This window comes from Candidatus Pantoea formicae (genome assembly GCF_011752625.1).
GTDB classification, from domain to species: Bacteria; Pseudomonadota; Gammaproteobacteria; order Enterobacterales; family Enterobacteriaceae; genus Pantoea; species Pantoea formicae.
Window position 1 is genome coordinate 49,537 of the sequence record NZ_VWXD01000011.1, and the last position, 24,711, is coordinate 74,247.

Sequence of the window (24,711 nt, forward strand, 5' to 3'; positions counted from 1 at the left end):
TTATTTCTCCGCTGGGCACACAGCCAGCGGTAAAGGGTAACGTAAGGGGTTTAAATGCGGATTTACGCACGCTGGATTGGAGCGCTGCTGCTGAGTATGCTGGCGCTGAGTGCCTTTGCCGATACCGATCGCGGCTGGCAGCCCATCAATGAAACCATTCGTAAAAGCGATCACGATCCACGCAGCTACCAAGCTGTTACGCTCACCAACGGCATGACCGTGCTGCTGGTTTCTGATGCAGCAGCACCGAAATCACTGGCGGCGATCACCTTGCCTATTGGTTCGCTTGACGATCCAAACCAGCAACTTGGCTTGGCACATTACACCGAACACATGGTACTGATGGGTTCGAAACTTTACCCCCAGCCGGATAATCTGGCCGAGTTTCTGAAAAAGCACGGTGGTAGCCACAACGCCAGTACCGCGTCCTATCGCACCGCCTTTTATCTGGAAGTAGAGAATGATGCGCTGCAACCGGCGGTAGATCGCCTGGCAGATGCCATTGCAGAACCTTTGCTCGACCCGGTCAATGCCGACCGCGAACGCCATGCGGTGAATGCTGAACTGACCATGGCACGTTCACGCGATGGTTTGCGTATGTCTCAGGTTGGCGCAGAAACCCTGAATCCGGCGCATCCAGGATCGCGTTACTCAGGGGGTAACCTCGAGACGTTGCGTGATAAACCTGACAGTAATTTGCATCAGGCACTGACCGAGTTTTATCGTAGCCACTATTCCGCCAACCTGATGAAAGCGGTGATTTATAGCAACAAATCGCTGCCGGAAATGGCTGACATCGCAGCGAAAACCTTTGGTCGAGTCACCAATCATCAGGCTATTGTCCCGAAAATTGAAGTGCCGGTTGTCACTGATGCGCAGAAAGGCATCATCATTCATTACGTTCCCGCGCAGCCGCGTAAACAACTGAAAATTGAATTCCGCATTGCCAACAATAGCGATCAATTTCGCAGCAAAACCGATACCTTGATCAGCTATATACTTGGCAACCGCAGTAAAAATACCCTGAACGATTGGCTGCAAAAGCAGGGGCTGGCCGATGGCGTCAATGCCGGGGCAGACCCCATGACCGAACGCAATACCGGTGTGTTTGCGATTTCAATCTCACTGACGGATAAAGGGCTGGCGCAGCGTGATGAAGTGGTTGCCGCCGTGTTCAGCTATCTGGATATGCTGCGTACTAAGGGCATCGATAAGGGATATTTCGACGAAGTCTCGCACGTGCTGGCGTTAGATTTCCGTTATCCTTCCATCACCCGTGATATGGATTACATCGAATGGCTGGTGGACACCATGCTGCGGGTACCGGTGGATCACACGCTGGATGCTCCCTATCTGGCTGATAACTTCGACCCTGCAGCTATTAAGTCGCGTCTTGATGAGATGACGCCGCAAAATGCCCGCATCTGGTACATCAGCCCGAATGAGCCCCACAACAAAGAAGCCTATTTTGTTAACGCGCCTTATCAGGTCGATAAAATCACCCCTGATCAGCTCAGTGACTGGCAGCAGCGCGGTGCGCAGATCCAACTGTCGATGCCAACGCTCAATCCGTATATCCCGTCGGACTTTGCTCTAATCCCGACTGACGGCAAAACTTATTCTCATCCGGTGCCGCTCACCAACGGCGACAGCATGCGTATCTATTGGATGCCGAGCCAGTACTACGCCAGTGAACCTAAAGCGGCGATCACTCTGGCATTACGCAATAAAGCCGCCATAAGTGATGCTCGGCAACAGGTCCTGTTTGGCCTGAATGACTATCTCTCCAGCGTGGCGCTGGATGAACTGAATTCACAGGCGTCGGTAGGGGGGATTAGCTTCTCGACGGGCGAAGATGACGGCATTGTATTCAATGCCAGCGGCTTTACTCAACGTCTGCCCGAGTTGCTGCAAAAACTGGTTGAAGGCTATGCCAGCTTCCAGCCGGATGCACAGCAGTTAGAGCAAGCCAAATCATGGTATCTGGAGCGTCTGGAAGCCGCAGAGAAAGGCAAAGCCTTTGAACAAGCGATCCAGCCCATGCAGATGTTGTCGCAACTGCCTTACACCCAACGCGAAACGCGCCGTAAGCTGGTCAAAGATCTGACGCTAAAAGATGTCACTGACTATCGCGATGCATTGATTCGCCAGGCCACGCCGGAAATGATGGTGGTGGGTAACCTGTCTGCCGATCGTGTGAAACAGTTGGGTGCCGATCTCCAGCAGCAGTTACACAGTGATGGCCATAGTTACTGGCACAGTGACTACGTCGTGATTGATAAAGCCATGAAGGCCAACTTGCAAACGGCTGGCAGCAGCACCGATTCCGCGCTGGCTGCGCTCTACGTCCCACTCGGTTATGACGAGTACCAAAGCATGGCCAATAGCACCATGCTAAGCCAGATTGTTCAGCCTTGGTTCTACAACCAGTTGCGTACCCAGGAACAGCTCGGTTATGCCGTATTCTCGTACCAAATGCCGATTGGTCGTCAGTGGGGCATCGGCTTCTTGCTGCAAAGTAACAGTAAGCAGCCGGCCTACCTGATGCAACGCTTCGAGGCATTCTACCCGCAGGCCGAAAAACGGCTGCGTGACATGAAGCCGGAAGATTTTGCCCAGTACCAGCAAGCGTTGATCAACGATTTGAAACAGCGCCCACAAACGCTGGATGAAGAAGCAAACCGCTATAATCGTGACTTCAATCGTCAGAACTTTGCCTTTGATACCCGTGAGAAAGCGGTTGAGCAGATCCAAAAACTGACGCCGATAGGCTTAGCTGACTTCTTCCACAAGGCGGTGTTGGAACAGCAAGGTATGGCTATGATTTCACAGATTGGTGGCAGTCATGACGGCGCAACTAAAGATGATTACGCGCCATTACCTGGCTTCACAATCTGGGATCAGGTTGAGAAACTGCAGCAATCGTTGCCTGTTAAGAGTGATGCGCAATGAGTCAGCTTCAACCGCCTGAATCGCTCAATCCGCTGACGCTACCGTTACGGGGCGAGCGTTTGATTGAGGCTTCTGCCGGAACCGGTAAAACGTTCACCATTGGGTTGCTCTACCTGCGGTTGTTGCTGGGGTTGGGTGGTAAACATGCTTACTCGCGTCCGCTATCGGTCGAAGAGATTCTGGTGGTGACCTTTACGGAGGCCGCCACGGCGGAGCTGCGTGGGCGCATCCGCGCCAACATCCATGAGCTACGCCTGGCCTGCATTCGGGGTGTAAGCCGCAACCCGATGTTGATGCAGTTATTGAGCGAGATGCCGCAACCCGCTGAGGCGGCGTCGCTGCTGCTGGCGGCTGAGCGTCAGATGGATGAAGCAGCAATCTTTACTATCCACGGCTTCTGCCAGCGCATGCTTAATCTGAATGCGTTTGAGTCGGGCATGTTGTTTGAGCAGCAGTTGATTGAAGATGAACAACAACTGTTACGGCAGGCCACCGCCGATTTCTGGCGTCGCCATTGCTATCCGCTTTCGCTGGATATCGCTCGCGTGATTGTCAGTGAATGGAGTGGCCCGGAACAGTTGCTGGCGACATTACGCCCTTGGTTGCAGGGGGAGGCACCCAACTTACGGCTGCCGCCTGGTGATGCAGAAACACTGAGCACTCGCCACCATGACAATCTGACGCGTATTGACGCGATGAAAGCTCAGTGGCTTGCAGTCGGCGAAGAAGTGCTGTCGTTAGTTGGCCAGTCCGATGTGGATAAACGCAGCTACAGCAGCAAAAACTTGCCGGTCTGGGTGTGCAAGGTGAGTTTATGGGCGCAGAGTGAAACCGGTGATTATCAGGTGCCACCTGAACTGGCGCGTTTTGGTCAGCAGATGCTTGATGAAAAAACCAAGAAGGGCAGTCCCCCACAGCATGCGCTGTTTGCCGCTATTGATACCTTCCTCGCCCAGCCGATTTCACTGCGCGACTTGGTGATTGCGCGTGCGTTAGTCGAAGTTCGTGCTGCGGTGCGGAAAGAGAAGCGTCAGCAGGCGCTGCTCGGTTTTGATGACCTGCTCAGTCGTTTAGATGACGCGCTACAGCAGCCCGGTGGAGAACAGCTCGCGCAAGCGATTCGTCAGCGCTTTCCGGTGGCGTTAATTGATGAGTTTCAGGATACCGATCCGCTGCAATATCGTATTTTCCGCACGCTCTACATCAATCAGCCCGAACATGCCCTGTTGCTGATTGGCGACCCTAAGCAGGCTATTTATGCGTTTCGTGGTGCGGACATTTTTACCTATATCCGTGCGCGTAATGAAGTTCAGGCGCACTACACGCTGGACACCAACTGGCGTTCGTCACCGGCCATGGTCGAGAGTGTCAATCAACTGTTTTCACGCCTTGAGTCGCCCTTCCTGTTTGAGGCCATCCCGTTTCAGTCCGTGCAATTCGCACCGCCGAATCAAAAACTGTCACTCAGTATTGATCAGCAGGAACAAGCTGCACTGCGCTTTTGGTTGCAACCGGGCGCGGGCTGCAGCGTCGGGGAGTACCAACAAGCGATGGCACAACAGTGTGCCGCTGATATCAGCCATTGGTTACAGGCAGGACAGCAGCAGCGGGCGCTGTTGGGCACCGCCTCAGCGCAGCGCCCTGTGGAAGCATCAGATATTACGGTGCTGGTGCGAAGTCGTAATGAGGCCAACCTGATTCGCGAATCGCTCAATCAGCTTGGCATTCCGTCGGTCTATCTTTCAAACCGAGACAGTGTTTACACCACGCCGGAAGCGCACGAACTGTTGTGGCTGCTACAAGCGGTGCTGGCACCTGAACAAGAGCGCATGCTGCGCACGGCGCTGGCCACATCACTGTTTGCTTTTGATGCCGCCCAGCTGGACGCGCTGGACCAGGATGCGCGCGGCTGGGATGAGCTGGTCGATACCTTTGCCCGTTGGCAGTTACTGTGGCAGCAGCGTGGGGTGTTACCGATGCTGCGCCAGCTGATGCAGGAACGTCAGTTGGCTGAAAATCTGCTGGCGTCAGAAAACGGCGAACGGCGTCTGACCGATCTGTTGCACTTGGGCGAATTGTTGCAGGAGGCTTCCGCACAACTGGATAGCCCGCACGCGCTGGTGCGTTATCTTGCCCAACAGATTGCCAATCCAGACAGCCAGTCCTCCAGTCAGCAACTGCGTCTGGAGAGCGATCGCCATCTGGTGCAGATCGTCACCATCCATAAATCCAAAGGGCTGCAATATCCGCTGGTATGGTTGCCGTTTGCGGCGGGTTTTCGGGAAGCCGATACTGCGCTTTATCACGATCGTGAAACCTTCTCTGCGGTGCTGGATCTGCAAGCCGACGACGCGAGCCTGGCGCTGGCGGAGCAAGAGCGGCTAGCGGAGGATTTACGTCTGCTGTATGTGGCGCTGACGCGTTCGGTTTATCACTGTAGCGTAGGCATCGCGCCGCTGTTTCGCGGCACGCGTAAGAAAGAGGGAGAAAGCGATTTTCACAAAAGTGCGCTGGGTTTCCTGTTACAGCGTGGTGAAGCGGCCACGGCCGAGCAGTTGGAAGTTCTGCTGAATGACATGCAGGTGGTGGGCACCGAAGTGTTGCGGGTAGAGGAACAGCCCGCCTTACCTTGGCAAGAACCTGTCGCCAGTGAGGGGGCGCTCGCCGCGCGATCAGTCTCGCGTACGCTGATTGAACCCTGGCGCGTGACCAGTTATTCCGGCTTACAGCAACACGGAAGCCAACGACTGCTGGATGTCATGCCGAACTTTGATATTGAAGCCGCAGGTGAAGATCATCAGGAAGAGGAAACGGACAGTGCTCTGACGCCGCATCATTTCCCGCGCGGTGCAGCACCCGGAACCTTTTTGCACGAACTGTTTGAATCACTCGACTTCCCGCAGCCGCCCGTCGCTGAAAAGTTGGAACAACATCTGCTTCAGAATGGCTACCCACTGTACTGGCAGCCGATGCTGAGTGATTGGATCGCGCGAGTGGTGAACACCCCGCTTAACGCGCAGGGCATTCAACTGGGTAGCGTGCAGGCCAGTGAGCGTTTGGTTGAGATGGGCTTTTATCTGCCGATTGGAGGGCTACTGACGGCGAATGCGCTCGATAGTTTGATACGCCAGGATCCACTCTCTGCGGCTGCTCCACCACTCGAATTCCGCCAGGTACAGGGGATGCTGAAAGGATTTATCGATCTGGTTTTCCGCTGGCAGGGTAAATATTACCTGCTGGATTACAAATCCAACTGGCTGGGCGACAGCCATGACGCCTATACGCCAGCGGCGATGAAACAGGCGATGATCGACCACCGTTACGATTTGCAGTACCAACTCTATACGCTGGCGTTACATCGGTATCTTAATCATCGTCTGGCGGATTATGACTACGAGCAGCACTTTGGCGGCGTGTTTTACCTGTTCCTGCGCGGTATGGATGGGACTTCACCGGACAATGGGGTGTTTCATACCCGGCCAAGCCTCGATTTTGTTACACAACTGGATCGCCTGTTTCGCGGCCAGGGAGTCATAGCATGAGCAGCATGACAGCGCTGTTAACCCAGGCGGTTGACTTACGATTATTGCGCCCCTTGGACGTGCAGTTCGCACAACTGCTGGCGGATGATAGCCAACCCGCCAGGCTATTGGCTGCCGCTTGCCTCAGTGCGGAGGTGGGAGAAGGGCACGTTTGCTTGCCCCTGTCTCAGTTAAACCAGAATCAATTGTTTAAGGGACGCCATCCCGAGTTGGCTCAGGCGATTTGGCAAACGGCTGGAGAGCCTGAGGCGTGGCAGACCGTTTTCGCTAACTGGTCTGCACTCAGCAGTCGCGAACAGGCTGCGCCGATTGTACTAAGCGAACACCGCCTTTATTTGCATCGTTTCTGGCATAACGAGGGGCAGGTGGCAAACTTCTTCCTCGAACAGTCGGCACCGCAGCAATTCCAGGCTGAAAAGGTACGTGAAGTGCTGGATGCGTTATTTGGCACCCAGCCTGATGACTGGCAAAAAATCGCTGCAGCGGTGGCGCTAACGCAAAAAACGGCGGTGATATCCGGCGGTCCCGGCACCGGTAAAACCACTACCGTAGCAAAACTGCTGGCGGCACTGATTCGTCTGAGTGAAGGAGCACTGCGTATTCAGCTCGCAGCACCTACCGGGAAAGCGGCCGCGCGCTTGACGGAATCACTGGGCAAGGCGCTACAGGCGCTGCCCGTGAGCGAGACTGAACGGCTACGTTTCCCAGCCGAAGCCACCACGCTGCACCGTCTGCTAGGCGCTCAGCCTGAAACGCAACGCTTACGCTATCACGCCGGTAATCTGCTGCATCTTGATGTGCTGGTGGTCGATGAAGCCTCGATGGTCGACTTGGGGATGATGGCCAATCTGATCGCTGCATTACCGCCACAGGCACGGGTGATTTTCTTGGGTGACCGCGATCAACTGGCCTCCGTGGAGGCAGGAGCGGTGCTGGGTGATATTTGTCGCTGTGCGGAGTCAGGTTACAGCCCGGCGCGTGCAGCCCAACTCAGTGCTTTAACCGGATGTGACGTTGTCGGCAATGACGACAACAGCGCGCCAGCAGTGCGCGACGCCATCTGCCTGCTGCGCAAAAGCTATCGCTTCGATGCCAATTCGGGCATTGGTAAGCTGGCGGCGGCGGTGAACGCGGGTGATCCTCAAGCGGTGGAAGCCGCTTTCATGGCGGGATTTACCGACATTGCTCGCCAGCCGCTCAACGACGGTGAAGCCTATCAGACTATGCTGGCTGATATTGCTGAGGGGTATTGCCCGTTTCTCCGCTTGGTGAGCCAGCACGCCGAACCCGATGAAATCATCGCCGCATTTGGTCGCTATCAGTTGCTGTGCGCCTTACGCGAAGGACCTTTTGGTGTGCAGGGGTTGAATCAGAGAATTGAACAGAAGCTGATGCAGCTGCAGTTGATTCGTCGGCCGCAAGGTGGAAGTCGTTGGTATCAGGGCCGTCCGGTGATGGTGACGCGCAATGATAGCGCACTAGGGCTGTTTAACGGCGATATTGGCATCACGCTGCTGGACGAGGAAGGGCTGCTGAAAGTGTTCTTTCCGCTGCCGGATGGCAGCATTAAAGCGGTGCAGCCGAGTCGCTTACCGGCGCACGATACGGCTTGGGCGATGACGGTACACAAATCACAGGGGTCGGAGTTTGAGCATACCGCGCTGGTGCTGCCTGCGCAGTTCTTACCTGTATTGACGCGTGAGTTGATCTATACCGCGATTACCCGTGCCCGTAAGCAGCTTACCTTATACAGCGATGAAGGCGTTTTTCGTCGCGCAGTGCAGCTTCGCACTCAGCGCCGTAGTGGATTACTGGATCGCTTGGGCGGGGAAAAATAACGTGTTTTGGAAGGGGCGCGAACTATCGCGCCGCTTCCCTTGCTCTAGCGTAAATCCGCCATCAGCACTTTCGAACGGCGCTGATAGTTATACATCTGCTTCTTACTCTCCGGCAGTGATTCAATATCAACCGGCGTAAAGCCGCGTTCCTGGAACCAGTGAATACTGCGGGTGGTCAGTACGAACAACTTCTTCAACCCCATCTGGCGGGCTTGCAGCGCCACGCGCTCCAGCAACAGCTCACCGCGTGAAGAGCTGCGATAATCAGGATGCACTGCCACGCAGGCCATTTCGCCAATCTGCTCATCCGGGAAGGGATAGAGCGCGGCACAGGCGATGGTCAGGCTGTCGCGCTGAATAATGGTAAATTTGTCGATTTCCATTTCCAGCTGCTCGCGTGAACGGCGCACCAGAATCCCTTGCTGTTCCAGCGGGCGAATCAATTCGAGAATACCACCAATATCGTTGATGGTGGCGCGACGAATCTGCTCAGCGGACTCCATCACAATCTGCGTACCGATACCATCACGCGAGAACAGCTCTTGAATCAATGCGCCATCTTCCTGATAACTGATTAGGTGGCTACGACGCACACCGCTGCGGCAGGCTTTGACTGCGCCACGCAGAAAACGCACGGTGCCGGACAGGAAATCCCCGTCACTTTCCATTTCATCAATACGCGCTTGTGCTTCATTAGGGAACAGCTCGGAGATAATGGTGCCTTCGCGGTTGGTCACGCCCTGCTCGGAGCAGAAGCCAATCATCTTTTCAGCTTTCAGCTTAATCGCCAGCTGCGTGGCGACTTCTTCCGACGTCAGGTTGAAGCTTTCGCCTGTCACTGAGACGGCAACCGGACCGAGCAGTACAATGGCATCATTATCCAGCTGACGGTGAATCGCCTCTTCATCAATACGGCGAATACGACCACTGTGGCAGTAATCCACACCATCATCGACACCCAGCGGTTGGGCGATAATAAAGTTACCGCTGACAACGTTGATGTGCGCACCTTGCAGCGGCGTGTTGTTCAGGCTCATCGACAGGCGTGCGGTGATATCCAGCTGCAAGCGACCAGCCGCCTGCTTCACCAGCTCCAGTGATTGCGCATCGGTAACACGAGTATGTTTATGGTAAATCGGTTCCAGCTGTTGCTGTGCCATGCTGGCATCAATTTGTGGGCGGGCACCATAGACAACCACCAGGCGAATGCCGAGGCTATGCAACAAGCCAATGTCGTTAACGATACTGGAAAAGTTCTCATGCTCGATGGCCTCACCACCCAGCATAATGACAAAGGTCTTGTCACGATGGGCATTTATATAGGGAACGGTGTGGCGAAAACCCTGAACCAATTCAGTACTACGTTCCTTCACGGCAAACCCTCTGTGAATGTTTATTCGTAATTTCTGTATTTTTATGCTCTTTTGCCTGCCATTGCAAGCGCCGGACCTGACGTTACTTTACGATTTTCCTGATGCAACCCTCGCTAACAGCCTGCATTATCTGGTTTTTCTGGCAAAACATGACACAGCTTGCTAAGCAAAGTTTTCGCCTTCCTCTCGTCGATTGACGATATTTTAGACACTACACAGCAGTTGGAGCGGCATGTCCGAAGCTTTTACACGACGACGATTATTACAGGGCGCAGGCGCGCTATTCCTGCTAAGCGTCACACGTTCCGGGGTTGCAGCCAGCCAGCATATTGTGGCGGTGCGCATCTGGCCTTCATCGACCTACTCCCGTGTGACGCTAGAGTCGAATGTTCCCCTCAAGTATAAACAGTTCACCTTGAGCAACCCCGATCGCCTGGTGATCGACATCGATAACCTGCATATCAATCCGGTCCTGAGAGGGGTGGATAAGCAAGTGCGCGTTGACGATCCCTATATCAAAAATGCGCGCGTCGGTCAGTTTGATGCCAACACGGTGCGTGTTGTGCTGGAACTCAAGCGCCATGTCGCGCCGAAGATCTTCACGCTGGCACCGGTTGCAGGCATCAAACATCGCTTAGTGGTCGATCTCTATCCAAGCCAGCCGTCGCTGGAAGAGGATCCGCTACTGGCGTTACTGAACGATTACAACCAAGGCGAACTGGAACGCGACCAACCTGCGCAGGCACCGTTACCGGGCAAGGCAGGGCGCGATCGTCCGATTATCATCATGATCGATCCTGGTCATGGCGGTGAAGATCCCGGTGCGCACGGTAAATACAAAACGCGGGAAAAAGATATCGTGCTGAAGATCGGCCGCTATTTGAAAGCGTTGATCGATAAAGAGCGCAACATGAAGGCCTACATGACGCGAAACGAGGATGTGTTCATCCCACTGCGCGTGCGTGTGGCTAAGGCGCGCAAGCAGCGTGCCGATCTGTTCGTGTCGATTCACGCTGATGCCTTTACCAGTCGCGCTGCTCGCGGTTCATCGGTATTTGCCCTGTCGACCAGTGGCGCGACGTCTGCGGCCGCACGTTTCCTGGCACAAACCCAGAACGAGTCTGACTTGATTGGCGGCGTCAGCATGAGCGGTGACCGCTATCTCGATCACACCATGTTCGACATGGTGCAGCGTCAGACCATCAGTGACAGCCTGAAATTCGGCAGAGAGGTGTTATCACGCATGGGACACATCAACCATCTGCATAAACGCACCGTGGATCAGGCCGGCTTTGCGGTGCTGAAGGCGCCGGATATTCCGTCGATTTTGGTAGAAACCGCGTTTATCAGTAATGTGGAGGAGGAACGCAAGTTACGCACACCGCGTTATCAGCATCAGGTGGCTGAGGCGATTCTGCATGGGATCAAGGCGTATTTCGATAAGGGGGCGGTGCTGGCGCATCGCTGAGAAGTGGGCGGCCACAGTGCCGCTTTTTAGCGGAAGCCAAAAACAAAAAAACACCCGTTAAGGTGCTTATTTGTAATTGGTTGCGGGGGCCGGATTCGAACCGACGACCTTCGGGTTATGAGCCCGACGAGCTACCAGGCTGCTCCACCCCGCGTCCGTCTGCCGCGTTAGCGACTTTTCACATTGTATTCTTCTTTAGACAATTGGTTGCGGGGGCCGGATTCGAACCGACGACCTTCGGGTTATGAGCCCGACGAGCTACCAGGCTGCTCCACCCCGCGTCCGTCTGACGCGTTACACGACTTTCAAATTGTCTCTTCATTTAAGAAGAATTGGTTGCGGGGGCCGGATTCGAACCGACGACCTTCGGGTTATGAGCCCGACGAGCTACCAGGCTGCTCCACCCCGCGTCCGTGGATGCGCACTATACTCTCGACGCGCGCCGATGCAACCTCTTTTTGTGTTAAAGCCTTAAATTTACAGCCAGTTGATGAATATTAGTGCCATTGGGCGATTAATTGTACAGATGTGAGCGCGGTGCTCTGCGGCGGATTTCATTCTCTCTGCCCCTTTGCTATCGTCGCGGTGCAAACAACCGAGAAAAAGAGAAAGTGATGAAAGGACATTGGGCGAAGTATGCACTGACTGGCGCGTTTCTCGCGCTGTTAGCAGGTTGTAGTTCCAAGCCGACCGACCGTGGTCAGCAATATATTGATGGCAAGCTGGAGCAACCGCTCGGGCTGGTCAATGAACCGAATGCCAAAGGGCGTCCGGTGAACGGCAGAGATTTTGGTGTTCAAATACAGCAGATTCAAACTGCCTCCAGCGGCTTATACAGCCGTAATACCAGCACCTACAGTGCGATTCAGAACTGGCTGCTTTCCGGTGCCGATACCCGTCAGTTGAGCCAGTTCGGTCTGAATGCTTACCAAATGGAAGGGACCGATAACTACGGCAACGTGCAGTTTACTGGCTACTACACACCTGTGGTGGAAGCACGCTATACCCGCCAGGGTGAATTCCAGTATCCGATTTATCGCATGCCGCCGCGCCCGCGTGGTCAGAAACTGCCGAGCCGTGCTTCTATATATAATGGCGGACTCGATGATCGTTACGTGATTGCCTGGAGCAACTCGCTGATTGATAACTTTATGATGGATGTGCAGGGCAGCGGTTACGTCGATTTCGGTGACGGTCGTCCACTGCGTTTCTTTGGTTACGGTGGCAAGAATGGCTGGGCTTATCATAGCGTCGGCAAAGAGCTGATCGACCGGGGTGAAGTGAAGCGCGAAGATATGTCGATGCAGGCGATCCGCCAGTGGGCGCAGGAGCATTCGCCGGAGCAGGTGCGTGATGTGCTGGAAACCAACCAATCCTTTGTGTTCTTTAAACCCGAAGATTACGTGCCAGTGCGCGGTGCCAGTGCGGTGCCACTGATTGCCAAAGCCTCGGTGGCATCGGATCGTTCATTAATCCCAGCCGGTACGGCGTTGCTCGCTGAAGTGCCGCAGTTGAACGAGAAGGGCAAATTCAACGGCAAATATGAAATGCGTCTGATGGTGGCATTGGATGTCGGTGGCGCGATCAAAGGTCAGCACTTCGACATCTATCAGGGCGTAGGGCCGGATGCGGCGCACCTGGCCGGATTCTATAACCATTATGGCCGCGTCTGGGTGTTGAAAGCGGCACCGGGTGCTGGGCAACCGCTGTTCAGTAATCCGCAAAATGGCAATAATGGTTCACTGATTATCGGGGCAAATTGATATCGTAGCCGCATAAAATCAGGCTGCATTTGGATTTTCCCCAGCACAAGATTGTTGTGTGTAGCGACGCGAGCCATCATGCCGCTACACCTCATGCATTCTAAAGCGTGCGCATTTCTGCGCACCGCATTAAAAGGTTAGATATGAAAGAAGTCAGCGACGCCTGGCGGCAACGTTTTGGCGGCACCGGGCGTTTGTATGGGGAAGACGCACTTCAGCGCTTTGCCAACGCCCATTTTTGTGTGATTGGCATTGGCGGCGTGGGATCGTGGTCCGCTGAGGCGCTGGCACGCACCGGGATTGGCAAAATTACGCTGATTGATATGGACGATGTTTGTATCACCAACACCAATCGCCAGATACATGCACTGCAGGGCAAAGTGGGGCAGGCTAAAACGGAAGTGATGGCAGAGCGCATCCGGGCAATTAACCCAGAATGCGAGGTGATCTGCATTGATGATTTCATCTCGCCGGATAACACCGCCGAGTTGCTCTCCGCGGGATTTGACTATGTGATTGATGCGATTGATAGCGTGCGCCCCAAGGCTGCACTGATAGCCTGGTGTCGTCGTAATAAAATCCCTCTGATTACCACCGGCGGTGCGGGCGGACAAATCGATCCTACGCAAATTCAGGTCAGCGATCTGGCAAAAACGATCCAGGATCCGTTAGCGGCAAAACTGCGAGAACGCTTAAAAAGCGACTTTAAAATCGTGAAGAACAGCAAGGGAAAATTGGGGATCGATTGCGTGTTTTCGACAGAAGCGCTGGTCTATCCGCAGTTGGATGGCAGCGTTTGCACCTCGAAGAGCACCGCAGAGGGGCCAAAACGTATGGATTGCGCGGCGGGATTTGGCGCGGCCACCATGGTGACCGCTACGTTCGGCTTTATTGCGGTTTCACACGCGTTGAAGAAATTCCTTGCCCGTGCGGCGCGTCAGCCTGCCTGATGCGCGCGCGCGACATGGAGAATAGCGTCCGCTAACGCTTTTAAACCGCTGCTCCGTGAGGCGCTAAGCTGCGCTCGCAAACCTAAAGTGTCAAACAACGCCAGCGGATCTTGTGCTAACAGATCCGCTGGCGTTTTTCCTTCCACCGCTGTCAATAACACGGCTAACAGACCGCGCACGATACGGCCTTCGCTGTCGCCGTAAAAATGCAGGGTGCCGTTTGGCAGCGTTTGGCTACTCAACCATACCCGATTCTCACAGCCGCTGAGTTCAATCTCTGCTGTTTTCAATGTCTCTGACAGCGCAGGCAATTGGCGACTGAGCTGAATCAGCTGGCGATAGCGATCTTCCCATTGATGAAAATGGGCAAATTTCTCTTTCAGGCTGGCTTCGGTGATGACATCGCCAAACGGATGTGGGCCAATTAAGGTGGTCATTAGGTTATTCGCTCAGTAAATCGACGGCATGAAGCATGGCGCGCACCAGCGCATCCACGTCGTGCAAATTATTATAGGGTGCAAACGACACGCGCAATGTGCCGCTAACGCCGAGCGCTGCCATTAAGGGCTGTGCGCAGTGTTGTCCGGCGCGAAGTGCAATGCCTTGTTCCGCCAGTAGCGTCACGATATCGCTGTGATGGATCCCTTGGATATCAAAGGCGAGCAGGCTGGCCTGACCGCAGCGAAAACTGCGAAAACCGGGGATCTCACTCAACTGTTCTTCGGCCAGGCTGGCGAGCTGCTGGCTCCACATCTCTGCTTTTTCAGCGTGATGCTGCGACAGCCACTCCAGCGCAGCGCTTAAGCCAACCACACCCGCTACGTTGGGCGTGCCTGCTTCAAAGCGCCACGGCACGGGCTGCTGAGTGAACCCATTGAAATCGACCTGGGTTAACATTTTGCCGCCGCCTTGCCAGGCATCCATTTCTTCCAGTAGCTCGGCTTTGCCGTAGAGCGCACCGATGCCCATTGGCCCATAGAGTTTATGGGCAGAGAACGCATAAAAATCGATATCCAGCGCTTGCACATCGGGTGGGGCATGCACCACACCTTGCGCGCCATCCACCATCACTTTGGCACCAGCCGCATGTGCCAGTGCAATCGCCTGGGCCAGGTCTGGGCAGCCGCCGGTCACATTCGACATCTGACCGATCGCCAGCAACCGGGTACGCGCGTTGAGTAACGGGGGTAGCAGATTGATATCCGGCAGGCGATCGGCACCAATTGGCCATTTCACCACTTTCGCACCTTTGGCCTGTGCTGCCATTAACCACGGCACCAGATTGGCATGATGCTCCGCTTCGCTCACCACAATCTCATCGCCTGGCTGCAAGCGCGGCATCAGCCAGCTATTGGCCACCAGGTTGATGGCTTCAGTGGTGCCCCGCGTCCAGATAATCTGACGATCGTCAGCGGCATGAATCCAACGGGCAACCTGGCCGCGTGCCTGCTCGTATTTCTCTGTCAGTAGACGAGCGGCTTTGAACTGGCTGCGATGCACCGTGCCAGCGCTTAACGAATAGAACTGTGCCGTTGCCTCTATCACCGCTTGCGGCTTCAGCGCGGTAGCGGCGCTGTCGAGGTAAACCCCTGCATCACTGAGTGCGGGAAACTGTTCGCGGAAGGCGGTTGGGGAAAAAATGGTCATGCTCAACCCACTGTTTTGAATTTAGGACCAGGCTGAAAGCCTGTCAGTTGCCTGGCAAAGCTGGAAAAGCGCGTTATGCTAATTATTGCAAGGTTTGAACCGAAACCCGCATAACGAATCGACGATTTGTAGTCGATTTCACTTTTGCTGCCTCTGGTCAGCGCGCGGGTGGTTTAATGCAATCAATCTGCAAGGAGATAGAAGATGAAAAAACTTACCGCAGTGCTGGCCGTGTGCACCATGGCCTTTACCCTGGCTGCCTGTTCGAGCAATTACGTTATGCATACCAATGATGGTCGCACCATTGTTGCGAGCGGCAAACCAAAAGTTGACGATGAAACCGGTATGATCAGCTATAAAGATGCCAATGGCAACAAGCAGCAGATTAACCGCTCAGATGTCAAAGAGATGGCAGAGATGGGTCAGTAAACAGCAGACAAAAAAAAGCACCGCAATTTGCGGTGCTACATAAAATCACTTGGACAGACAGGGTAAATCTACAGGAATTAAAAGCTTGATCTGCAAATGTCAGATCAAAATTGCAAACACAACATCACGACCACAAGCCAAAAGCTCTCCAAATGTCTGCGATCTCTCGCACGTTTCTAGAAATCTTTTCGTTCCGGCTCAGGAAGTGCGGCAACTATAGGTATTTGCTGGAGCTTCCTCAACGGACAAATTATAATGTCTCGGATTAAAATAACTAATACGTAGCGACTTTGTATAAGTTGGACTATTACCTTGTGAATCCGCAGACGGAAAACCATGTCAAAACGCCTTCCTCCGCTCAATGCTTTACGTGTCTTTGATGCTGCTGCCCGCCATTTGAGCTTCACAAAAGCCGCAGAAGAGCTGTTTGTTACCCAGGCTGCTGTCAGCCATCAGATTAAATCTCTGGAAGATTTCCTCGGTCTAAAGCTATTTCGCCGGAGGAATCGTTCGCTTTTACTGACAGAAGAAGGTCAAAGCTACTATCTGGACATCAAGGAGATCTTCTCTGCTATTAACGATGCGACGCGTAAACTTCAGGCGCGTAGCGCGAAGGGGGCATTGACCGTCAGCCTGTTGCCTAGCTTCGCTATTCAATGGCTGGTGCCACGCCTTTCCAGCTTTAATATGGCTTATCCGGGCATTGATGTTCGTATCCAGGCTGTGGACCGTGACGAAGAGAAATTAGCCGACGATGTGGATGTGGCCATTTTCTATGGTCGAGGCAACTGGCCGGGACTCCGTGTTGAAAAACTGTATGCCGAATATCTTTTGCCGGTCTGTTCGCCAATGTTGCTGACCGGTGAGCATCCGCTCAAAACAACCGCGGATTTGGCAAACGTTACGCTGCTGCATGATGCTTCGCGTCGTGACTGGCAATCCTACATTCGCCAGCTAGGCTTGCAGCACATTAATGTGCAACAGGGGCCGATTTTTAGTCACAGCGCCATGGTTTTACAGGCCGCGATTCACGGTCAGGGGGTGGCGTTGGCGAACAATGTGATGGCGCAGAGTGAAATTGAAGCGGGTCGCCTGGTCTGCCCCTTCAATGACGTCTTAGTCAGTAAAAACGCTTTTTATCTGGTTTGTCATGACAGTCAGGCAGAACTGGGTAAAATAGCCGCCTTTCGTCAGTGGATCCTGGAAAAAGCAGCAAATGAACAAGAAAAATTCCGCTTTCGCTACGATCACTAATGCGTTGATTGCTGCACAGTGATGTGCGGTTTCATCTTTGAGGATTATTGAATGTCCAGTCGTGCCATGTTTGTGTTTGCGGCCATCAGCGGATTTCTGCTGGTGGCATTTGGTGCTTTTGGAGCACATGTGCTGAGCAAGTCGCTCGGCCCCGCCGAAATGGCGTGGATCCATACCGGATTGGAGTATCAGGCCTACCATACGCTGGCCGTGATTGGATTAGGGGCTGCGATGCTGCGCCGCGCCAATATCTGGTTCTATTGGAGCAGCGCCTTACTGGCTCTGGGCACCGTTCTTTTCAGCGGCAGTCTTTATTGCTTAGCACTGTCGCATATGAAGTTTTGGGTTTTTGTCACGCCAGTGGGAGGCTTGTGCTTCCTGATTGGATGGTTCTTGATGTTGATTGGCGCGCTGCGTCTGAAACGAAAGGCAGATCGCCATGAATAAAGTTTTACTCTATTGCCGCCCGGGATTTGAGAAAGAGTGTGCGGCAGAGATCAGTGCTAAAGCCGCAGAACGCGAGATTTACGGCTTCCCCCGTGTGAAAGATGATTCCGGCTACGTGCTGTTTGAATGCTACCAGCATGAAGATGCCGAAAGGTTAATGAAAACGCTGCCGTTTGCTGAGCTGATCTTTGCTCGACAAATGTTAGTGGTGGGTGAATTACTGCGCGATCTGCCACCCGAAGATCGCATTACACCGATTGTCGGCATGCTGACGGGTGTGGTGGAGAAAGGCGGTGATCTTCGTGTTGAAGTGCCGGATACCAATGAAGCGAAGGAACTGACCAAGTTTTGTCGCAAGTTGACCGTGCCACTGCGTGCCAGCCTGCGTGCCAGCAAGATTCTGTTGAACTACGAATCACCCAAGCGTCCTGTGGTTCATGTGTTCTTTATCGCACCGGGCACCTGCTATGTTGGTTATTCGCTGCCAGAGAACAACTCCCCGTTCTATATGGGGATTCCGCGTCTCAAGTTCCCTTCAGATGCGCCTAGCCGCTCGACGCTGAAACTGGAAGAAGCCTTTCACGTCTTCATTCCGGCAGATGAGTGGGATGAACGCTTGGGCAGCGGCATGTATGCTGTGGATCTGGGGGCTTGCCCCGGCGGTTGGACCTATCAACTGGTCAAACGCAGTATGTGGGTGTATGCCGTGGATAACGGTCCGATGGCGCCGAGCCTGATGGATACCGGGCAAGTCACGCACTGCCGTGAAGATGGCTTCAAATATCGCCCAGACCGTAACAACATCAGTTGGTTAGTGTGTGACATGGTGGAAAAACCGGTGCGTGTCGCGAGCCTGATGACAGAGTGGCTGGTCAACGGCTGGTGCCGTGAAGCGATTTTCAACCTTAAGCTGCCGATGAAAAAGCGCTATGAGGAAGTGACGCAAAACCTGGCGATGATGGATGCAGCGTTGAAAGAGAAAGGCGTGAATGCGCAGATTCAGGCGCGCCAGCTCTATCATGACCGTGAAGAGATTACCGTGCATGTGCGCCGGCTGTGGGCGGCAGTAGGCGGCCGTCGCGACGAACGTTAATTTCCCGTCATACTTCGCGCCACAGGTGCGTTGGCTGCGCTTGCTCGCCCCGGTCACATACTGATGTATGCTCCCGGGGACTCTCAAGCTTGCCGCCTTCCTGTGACGCGAATTATTTAGGGAAATTCTGCGCACTTTTTAACTCGGCCTGCTCTTACGTCATACTTCGCGCCACAGGTGCGTTGGCTGCGCTTGCTCGCCCCGGTCACATACTGATGTATGGTCTCGGGGACTCACGCACTTGCCGATCCTGCTTCATACTTTGCACTACAGCGGCGTTGGCTGCGCTTGCTCACCCCGGTCACATACTAAAGTATGCTCTCGGGGACTCGCGCACTTGCCGCCTTGCTGTAGCACAAATTATTTCGCAGGATCTCTCTGGCTATACGGCTAGCGGCGCAATTTATTGTCATATCGCATATCGAGAGATTCGCGAGTTTGCGCGGCAGGGTGATTCCGCAAACGTCTCTACGCCTTATACCGCAACGTATTCAAATTCCCCTGCAACACCAAATCGCGTTTTAACGTTGAGACCTGACGGCAGATTTCTGCCATCTCTTGGTGATCGCGCAGTTTCTTTTGCCACTTCTCGGGGACCTGATCAAACTGCTGATAGATGGCTTCCAGCGTGCCGAACTGCATCATCAACTCGCGGGCGCTTTTGGGACCGATGCCAGCAACGCCAGGAATCTTGCTGCTGCTGATGCCGCACAGTCCCCAGTAATCGGGTAACTGTGTGGGCGCGACGCCAAAATCTTGCTCAATGAAGGGCACATCCAACCAGCGTTTTTGAAAGTAGTCGCGAATGCGAATGTTTGGGGCCAGCAGCTGGCAATAGCCTTTATCCGTGGAAACGATGGTCGCTTGATGACCTGCATCGGCCATCTTCACCGCCAGCGTGGCGGCGAGATCGTCGGCTTCATCTAAATCGGCGACCCAACAGCTGACGCCTACGGCCTGAAAGGCTTGTTGAATGGCGGGCATTTCTGACTGCAAATCGTCTGGCATCGGCGGACGACCGGCTTTGTACTCTGGCAAAAGCTGATGGCGCCAACCGGGATGGCGTTCATGGCTATCAAATACTGCCACGACATGAGTGGGCTGCGTGTGACCTAACAGCTGGTGCAGTGCCGTAACGCAGGCATCGCGGCAGGGCGAACCTTGAACCGCATGCAGACGACGGATCAGGTTTAGCGCATCAATAATAAGAAGATGAAACGGCATAGTGATTGCGGCAGCCCGTAGGCTGCCTTCCTGATAGGTTATTTGATGATTTCGTAGCAGGGAATGTAGGCGCTGCCTGGCAGCTTCATGCGTTGTTGTGCGACAAAGCCCTGCAGCAGTTCATCCATGCGATGCATGATGTCTGCGTCACCCTGAAGCTGATAGGGACCCTTCTCGCGAATTTCCCGAATACCGACCTCTTTAACGTTTCCGGCAACAATGCCAGAGAAGGCACGGCGCAGATCCGCAGCCAGTTTTTCTGCTGGCTGGTTAGGGAACAGCTTCAGATTAGCCATATTTTCGTGCGTCGGCACGAACGGCACCTGTAACTCTGGCGCGATACGAATCGACCAGTTAAAGCTGTAAGCATCACCTGTTTCACGGCGATACTCCTTCACCTGTGGCATGGCTTTTTTCATCAAGCGCGCGACTTCGGCGGCATCATCAATGATGATTTTGTAGTGCTTACGTGCGGTCTCGCCCAGAGTATTGACGATGAAATCATCCAACACGCGGAAATAGTCGGCGCTCTCTTTAGGACCGGTCAGAATCAGTGGCAGCACTTGATCATTGTTGTGCGGGTTCATCAAAATTCCCAGCAGGTATAACAACTCTTCTGCTGTGCCGACACCCCCTGGGAAGATCACGATACCGTGTGCGATACGGACGAAGGCTTCGAGACGTTTTTCAATGTCCGGCATGATGATCAACTCATTCACCAGCGGGTTCGGTGGTTCAGCCGCGATGATAGAAGGCTCTGTCAGACCAATAAAGCGGCTGTCGTGGTAGCGCTGCTGCGCGTGGCCAACCGCAGCACCTTTCATCGGCGCTTCCATGACCCCTGGCCCACAGCCGGTGCAAATATTAAGTTCACGCAGGCCCATTTGGGTGCCGACATTTCGGCAATACTGATACTCCACCGCGTTAATCGAGTGGCCGCCCCAGCACACCACGGTGTTGGGGTATTCGCCGATGTGCAGTGCGCGCGCATTACGCAGAATGGAAAACACTTGGTTGGTGATATGCGCGGAATCGTCAGCGTTTTTCTTATCACTACGCTCAAGCTGGCCATTCACAAACAGAATGTCGCGCAGTACGGCAAACAGGTTAGCTTGCAGTGAGCGAATAATGCGCCCATCGACGAAAGCTTCTTCTGGCGGATTGATCAGTTCCAGTTTCACGCCACGTTCACGACGCAGCACGTTGATATCAAAGTTTTCAAAGCGGGAAAGCAGTTCATGACTACTGTCGGTCTGGCTGCCGGAGTTGAGCACTGCAAGTGAGCAGTTACGAAATAGCTGGTAGAGGTCGCTGCTGGCCGTTTGCTTCAGCATGTCCACTTCCAACTGGGAAAGCAGATCCATTGAGCCTAAAGGGCTGATATGTGTAATCAAGAGCACTCCTTCACACGCAAATGCGTGACTGATGACGCTGCGCTTTAACTGACTGAGCGCAGTGACGAAAATCCCTGGAAACGCAGGTTAAAACCCTCGCGCCTTGGACAGAGTAACGTTGTCCGCCGTCAATGCTCAAGTGGAACCGCGCATCCATGCAGCGGCCTGCGAGGCATCTCGCAATCTGTTACTGGCGAACGAGGCGAGAGAAGCCTGGAGAGAAGGGCACGTTACTGCGCCATGGATTGATATCCAGCCCACCACGGCGCGTATAACGAGCGTAAACCGTCAGGGTTTCTGGTTGGCAAAAGCGTTGAATATCATTGAAAATACGCTCAACACACTGCTCGTGGAATTCATTGTGCTGACGGAAAGAGATCAGATAACGCAGCAGCGCCTCACGATCAATGCGCGGGCCCTTATAGCGAATCATGACGGAACCCCAATCCGGCTGATGGGTAATCAAACAGTTGGATTTCAGCAAATGGCTGACCAGCGTTTCCTCAACCACTTCGCTGCCTGCCGCTTGGGCCAGGTAATCGGCATTGAAAGCGTAGTCATGGATTTCAATGTCCTGCTCGTCAATCACATCACCGGCGAAATGGCCAATGGGTTGGCCTTCTACCTCACTCAGACGGAACAACGCGACGCTCACTTCGCCGTTGGCGCAAGCGCGCAGATCGCGCTCCAGCGTATGACGCACTTCACCCCAGTCCGCGAAAACCGTCTGATTAAAACTGTTAAGATAAAGTTTGAAGCTCTTGGACTCGATCAGGTTTTCGCTGTCAGCACGTAGTACAACCTCGCCTACCGCAACCTGCGGCACGCCTTTGCTGTTAAGCCAGGAGAGTTCGTACAACGTCCAGATATCTGCTCCCTGAAAGGGCAGATTATCGGGGTAGAGTCCAAGCGGTTCACGATTCAGGCTGCGCGGCACAGATTGCAGCAGCGTGTTATCGTAGCGATCAACATAAGCCGTGGGCTTACCTAACGTCAGGCCGCTTAATGCCTGATCGCGGTTTTCAGAAGACATATCGGTTACCACTACATTCTTTCAAAGTGGCTAAGTGTAACCGATCACAAGCGAGAAGATGAATGATGCAGCAAACCGCAGACGCTCTGCGTGATTTTACCGCCCGTTATGTTCAGCACTGGCAGCAACAATCTGGACATCTACCCGCTAGCGCAGACTTATTGGGGGTGCCTTCGCCTTGTATCGTCGCCACGCTGGACGATCGCGTGTTATGGCAGCCTCAGCCGTTCACATTGCCAGCGACACTTGAAGCGGTTGAACGTGCACTGGATATTCAGCTTCAACCAGAAATTAGCGCCATTTATACCTCACAGTTTGCTGGAGATATGCTGGCCACCTTTGATCAGCAGCCGATAACCTTGTTACAGGTGTGGAGTGAATCAGACTTTGCCCGCTTGCAGGAAAACCTGATTGGTCACTTGGTCATGAAGCGCCGCTTGAAACAGAGTCCGACATTATTCATTGCGACGACGGAATCCGAGCAGGATGTGATTGCGATCTGTAACTTAACGGGTGAAGTTATTCTGGAACAGCCTGGCAGTAAAAATCGCCAGATACTGGCTGGCGATATCCAGACTTTTCTTAATGCTTTACAACCGGTTAGTGCCTGATTAGCAGAGTTTACATATAGTCTATGTAAGAGATCTCTCACATGGAGTGTGAGAGATCGCTAGATCATTTTGCAGACTTTCGTAAGTCCGGAATGTAAAAATATTGTGAATCATAAGCTTATGGCATCTCTCCTAAAAACAAGATGTGACTTAATCCATTAACGCTTCTTACTAGCTTGTTATTCCGATAGTTTCTGACAGAATAGTCACCACTGGCAGGAAGCCAAGGATTAAGAGACGTTCAGGAGAATGTCAGCCAGGAGGCAGGAACGTCACGGAGTTGACGTCACAAGGAAGGCTTCAGGATGAAGCAGGACACTCAGGATTGAGTAAGGGACACCTCCAGGATGGAGAATGAGAGCCGCGGGGATGTGGTGGGCCTGGATGCCAAGGACAAATGTCACGATGACAAGCAATGGAAAGCATAGGAAGAGTTGTCATGGATGAGCAGGGAGCACTGCGGTGGCGGGAATGCTGCAAACGAAACCGGGAGCACTGTAATAACAGTGCTCCCTTTTTTATGGCTTTTTTGCGCATTGAATGACTAATGGTATGCTTGCCGCCCAATTTTCTCTGGAGGTGGCGTATGTCGTCGCAAATGGTTATTCAACGGCTGCAGCAGGTCGAAGCGGTGATGCGCGAACACGATCACTGGCAGACTCAATCCCCTGAGGCGGAAGCCTTCACTAGCACCGAGCCTTTTTGTCTCGATACGCTTGAGCCATTAGAGTGGCTACAGTGGGTGCTGATTCCTCGTTTTCACGCCTTAATTGAAGCGGGTGCACCGCTACCTCAGAACTTTGCCATCGCGCCTTACTATGAAGTCGCGCTGCCAGATTCGACGCCGGGCTATGCGGCACTGCTTCTCACACTAAACCACTTTGATGCGCTGTTTCAGGAACCCACTGCCTGATGCTGGAAATCCTTTATCAAGATGAATGGCTGGTGGCCGTTAATAAGCCGTCCGGTTGGTTGGTGCATCGTAGTTGGCTCGATCGCGATGAAAAAGTGGTGGTGATGCAAACGGTACGTGACCAAATTGGTCAGCACGTTTTTACCGTACATCGCCTCGATCGCCCCACCTCCGGCGTGCTGTTAATGGCGCTCTCCAGCGAAGTGGCGCATTTGCTGTCCCAGCAGTTCGAGCAGCATAAGATGCAGAAGACCTACCACGCGGTGGTGCGCGGTTGGCTGGATGGCAGCGCGACGCTCGACTATCCGTTGGTCGAAGAACTGGATAAGATTGCCGATAAGTTCGCGACTCAGGAACGCACGGCGCAGCCTGCCGTAACGGATTATCGCTCACTGGCTCAGGTGGAAATGCCGGTGGCGATCAGCCGTTACAACAGCGCGCGTTATACCTTGGTGGAAATGTCACCCCACACCGGCCGCAAGCATCAGTTGCGTCGTCATATGGTGCATTTGCGGCATCCTATTATTGGCGATAGTGCGCATGGCGATCTGCGCCAAAACCGTGGTGCTGCAGAGCACTTTGGTATGAATCGATTGATGCTGCACGCCAGTGCACTGAGCCTGACGCATCCGGTAACCGGAGAATCTTTGGTGATCCGCGCCGGGTTGGATCGCGTCTGGCAAGGCATGCTGCAACAGTTTGGCTGGCAGGATCAGATCCCTGACGTTCCCAGGGTTGAGTTTGCCGACGAGGCAGTCCAGGATAACGCAACAGAATAAA

19 protein-coding genes and 3 tRNA genes are annotated in these 24,711 nt (G+C 53.8%); 13 read left to right on the forward strand and 9 right to left on the reverse strand.

Features of this window, described 5'->3' with window-relative positions; all coding sequences use genetic code 11:
- Nucleotides 1-54 precede the first annotated feature (54 nt).
- From ptrA to recD, 3 genes are read left to right on the forward strand one after another with little or no spacing between them, the layout of a single operon-like run.
- A complete protein-coding gene (gene ptrA, locus F3J38_RS22730; RefSeq protein ID WP_167142400.1) occupies nucleotides 55-2,952 on the forward strand; it encodes a pitrilysin in 2,898 nt (965 codons plus the stop codon).
- Entirely contained in the window at nucleotides 2,949-6,494 is a 3,546-nt protein-coding gene (recB, locus tag F3J38_RS22735) for an exodeoxyribonuclease V subunit beta (protein ID WP_167142404.1), read from the forward strand. Before ptrA ends, recB begins: the two co-directional genes overlap by 4 nt.
- Nucleotides 6,491-8,332 (forward strand): exodeoxyribonuclease V subunit alpha, encoded by a 1,842-nt coding sequence (gene recD, locus F3J38_RS22740; protein ID WP_167142406.1) that lies wholly within the window; start codon nucleotides 6,491-6,493, stop codon nucleotides 8,330-8,332. The genes recB and recD overlap by 4 nt, the downstream gene beginning before the upstream one ends.
- A 44-nt stretch (nucleotides 8,333-8,376) precedes the next feature.
- Here recD and argA read toward each other — a convergent pair whose 3' ends face one another.
- Nucleotides 8,377-9,705, reverse strand: a complete 1,329-nt coding sequence (argA, locus tag F3J38_RS22745; protein WP_167142409.1) for an amino-acid N-acetyltransferase — start codon at nucleotides 9,703-9,705, stop codon at nucleotides 8,377-8,379.
- Between the two features lie 232 nt (nucleotides 9,706-9,937).
- On the opposite strand from argA, the gene amiC reads away from it, so the two are divergent.
- Nucleotides 9,938-11,173, forward strand: coding sequence for an N-acetylmuramoyl-L-alanine amidase AmiC (gene amiC / locus F3J38_RS22750; RefSeq protein WP_167142412.1), 1,236 nt, complete (start codon nucleotides 9,938-9,940; stop codon nucleotides 11,171-11,173).
- Nucleotides 11,174-11,250: 77 nt separating this feature from the next.
- Here the strand turns inward: amiC and F3J38_RS22755 are convergent.
- The 3 genes from F3J38_RS22755 to F3J38_RS22765 all read right to left on the reverse strand — a co-directional run bounded on the left by F3J38_RS22755 (nucleotide 11,251) and on the right by F3J38_RS22765 (nucleotide 11,583).
- Nucleotides 11,251-11,327, reverse strand: a tRNA-Met gene (locus tag F3J38_RS22755).
- Between the two features lie 50 nt (nucleotides 11,328-11,377).
- A tRNA-Met gene (locus F3J38_RS22760) sits at nucleotides 11,378-11,454 on the reverse strand.
- Between the two features lie 52 nt (nucleotides 11,455-11,506).
- Nucleotides 11,507-11,583, reverse strand: a tRNA-Met gene (locus F3J38_RS22765).
- A gap of 204 nt (nucleotides 11,584-11,787) precedes the next feature.
- On the opposite strand from F3J38_RS22765, the gene mltA reads away from it, so the two are divergent.
- Nucleotides 11,788-12,936, forward strand: a complete 1,149-nt coding sequence (mltA, locus tag F3J38_RS22770; protein WP_167142414.1) for a murein transglycosylase A — start codon at nucleotides 11,788-11,790, stop codon at nucleotides 12,934-12,936.
- Nucleotides 12,937-13,079: 143 nt separating this feature from the next.
- Nucleotides 13,080-13,886, forward strand: coding sequence for a tRNA cyclic N6-threonylcarbamoyladenosine(37) synthase TcdA (gene tcdA / locus F3J38_RS22775; RefSeq protein ID WP_167142417.1), 807 nt, complete (start codon nucleotides 13,080-13,082; stop codon nucleotides 13,884-13,886).
- Here tcdA and csdE read toward each other — a convergent pair.
- Nucleotides 13,874-14,323: a cysteine desulfurase sulfur acceptor subunit CsdE gene (gene csdE / locus F3J38_RS22780; RefSeq protein WP_167142420.1), complete on the reverse strand. Its 450-nt coding sequence runs from the start codon at nucleotides 14,321-14,323 to the stop codon at nucleotides 13,874-13,876. The two genes, tcdA and csdE, sit on opposite strands and share 13 nt — an antisense overlap.
- 4 nt (nucleotides 14,324-14,327) lie before the next feature.
- Nucleotides 14,328-15,533, reverse strand: coding sequence for a cysteine desulfurase CsdA (gene csdA / locus F3J38_RS22785; protein ID WP_167142423.1), 1,206 nt, complete (start codon nucleotides 15,531-15,533; stop codon nucleotides 14,328-14,330).
- Nucleotides 15,534-15,737: 204 nt separating this feature from the next.
- On the opposite strand from csdA, the gene F3J38_RS22790 reads away from it, so the two are divergent.
- The 4 genes from F3J38_RS22790 to rlmM all read left to right on the forward strand — a co-directional run bounded on the left by F3J38_RS22790 (nucleotide 15,738) and on the right by rlmM (nucleotide 18,756).
- On the forward strand, nucleotides 15,738-15,962 hold the full coding sequence (locus tag F3J38_RS22790) for a YgdI/YgdR family lipoprotein (protein ID WP_084936377.1): 225 nt from the start codon (nucleotides 15,738-15,740) through the stop codon (nucleotides 15,960-15,962).
- A gap of 336 nt (nucleotides 15,963-16,298) precedes the next feature.
- Entirely contained in the window at nucleotides 16,299-17,216 is a 918-nt protein-coding gene (locus F3J38_RS22795) for a transcriptional regulator GcvA (RefSeq protein WP_167142426.1), read from the forward strand.
- A gap of 51 nt (nucleotides 17,217-17,267) precedes the next feature.
- Nucleotides 17,268-17,663, forward strand: coding sequence for a DUF423 domain-containing protein (locus F3J38_RS22800; RefSeq protein WP_039330690.1), 396 nt, complete (start codon nucleotides 17,268-17,270; stop codon nucleotides 17,661-17,663).
- Nucleotides 17,656-18,756: a 23S rRNA (cytidine(2498)-2'-O)-methyltransferase RlmM gene (gene rlmM / locus F3J38_RS22805; protein WP_167142430.1), complete on the forward strand. Its 1,101-nt coding sequence runs from the start codon at nucleotides 17,656-17,658 to the stop codon at nucleotides 18,754-18,756. The genes F3J38_RS22800 and rlmM overlap by 8 nt, the downstream gene beginning before the upstream one ends.
- Before the next feature lie 468 nt (nucleotides 18,757-19,224).
- Here rlmM and xni read toward each other — a convergent pair whose 3' ends face one another.
- The 3 genes from xni to queF form a co-directional block, all read right to left on the reverse strand.
- Nucleotides 19,225-19,980, reverse strand: coding sequence for a flap endonuclease Xni (gene xni / locus F3J38_RS22810; RefSeq protein ID WP_167142432.1), 756 nt, complete (start codon nucleotides 19,978-19,980; stop codon nucleotides 19,225-19,227).
- A gap of 38 nt (nucleotides 19,981-20,018) precedes the next feature.
- Nucleotides 20,019-21,374, reverse strand: coding sequence for a nucleotide 5'-monophosphate nucleosidase PpnN (ppnN, locus tag F3J38_RS22815; RefSeq protein ID WP_167142435.1), 1,356 nt, complete (start codon nucleotides 21,372-21,374; stop codon nucleotides 20,019-20,021).
- A 187-nt stretch (nucleotides 21,375-21,561) separates the two neighbouring features.
- Nucleotides 21,562-22,407 carry an NADPH-dependent 7-cyano-7-deazaguanine reductase QueF gene (gene queF, locus F3J38_RS22820; RefSeq protein ID WP_167142438.1) on the reverse strand — a complete coding sequence of 282 codons (846 nt, stop codon included), beginning with the start codon at nucleotides 22,405-22,407 and terminating at the stop codon, nucleotides 21,562-21,564.
- Between the two features lie 62 nt (nucleotides 22,408-22,469).
- Here queF and syd point away from each other — a divergent pair, with 62 nt between their 5' ends.
- The 3 genes from syd (at nucleotide 22,470) to truC (ending at nucleotide 24,710) form a co-directional block, all read left to right on the forward strand.
- Nucleotides 22,470-23,018, forward strand: coding sequence for a SecY-interacting protein (gene syd, locus F3J38_RS22825; RefSeq protein ID WP_167142441.1), 549 nt, complete (start codon nucleotides 22,470-22,472; stop codon nucleotides 23,016-23,018).
- A gap of 586 nt (nucleotides 23,019-23,604) precedes the next feature.
- The gene (locus tag F3J38_RS22830; RefSeq protein ID WP_167142444.1) at nucleotides 23,605-23,931 is read left to right on the forward strand and encodes a YqcC family protein; all 327 of its coding nucleotides are present in this window, start codon (nucleotides 23,605-23,607) and stop codon (nucleotides 23,929-23,931) included.
- Nucleotides 23,931-24,710: a tRNA pseudouridine(65) synthase TruC gene (gene truC, locus F3J38_RS22835; RefSeq protein ID WP_167142447.1), complete on the forward strand. Its 780-nt coding sequence runs from the start codon at nucleotides 23,931-23,933 to the stop codon at nucleotides 24,708-24,710. Before F3J38_RS22830 ends, truC begins: the two co-directional genes overlap by 1 nt.
- The last annotated feature ends 1 nt before the right edge of the window (nucleotide 24,711 follow it).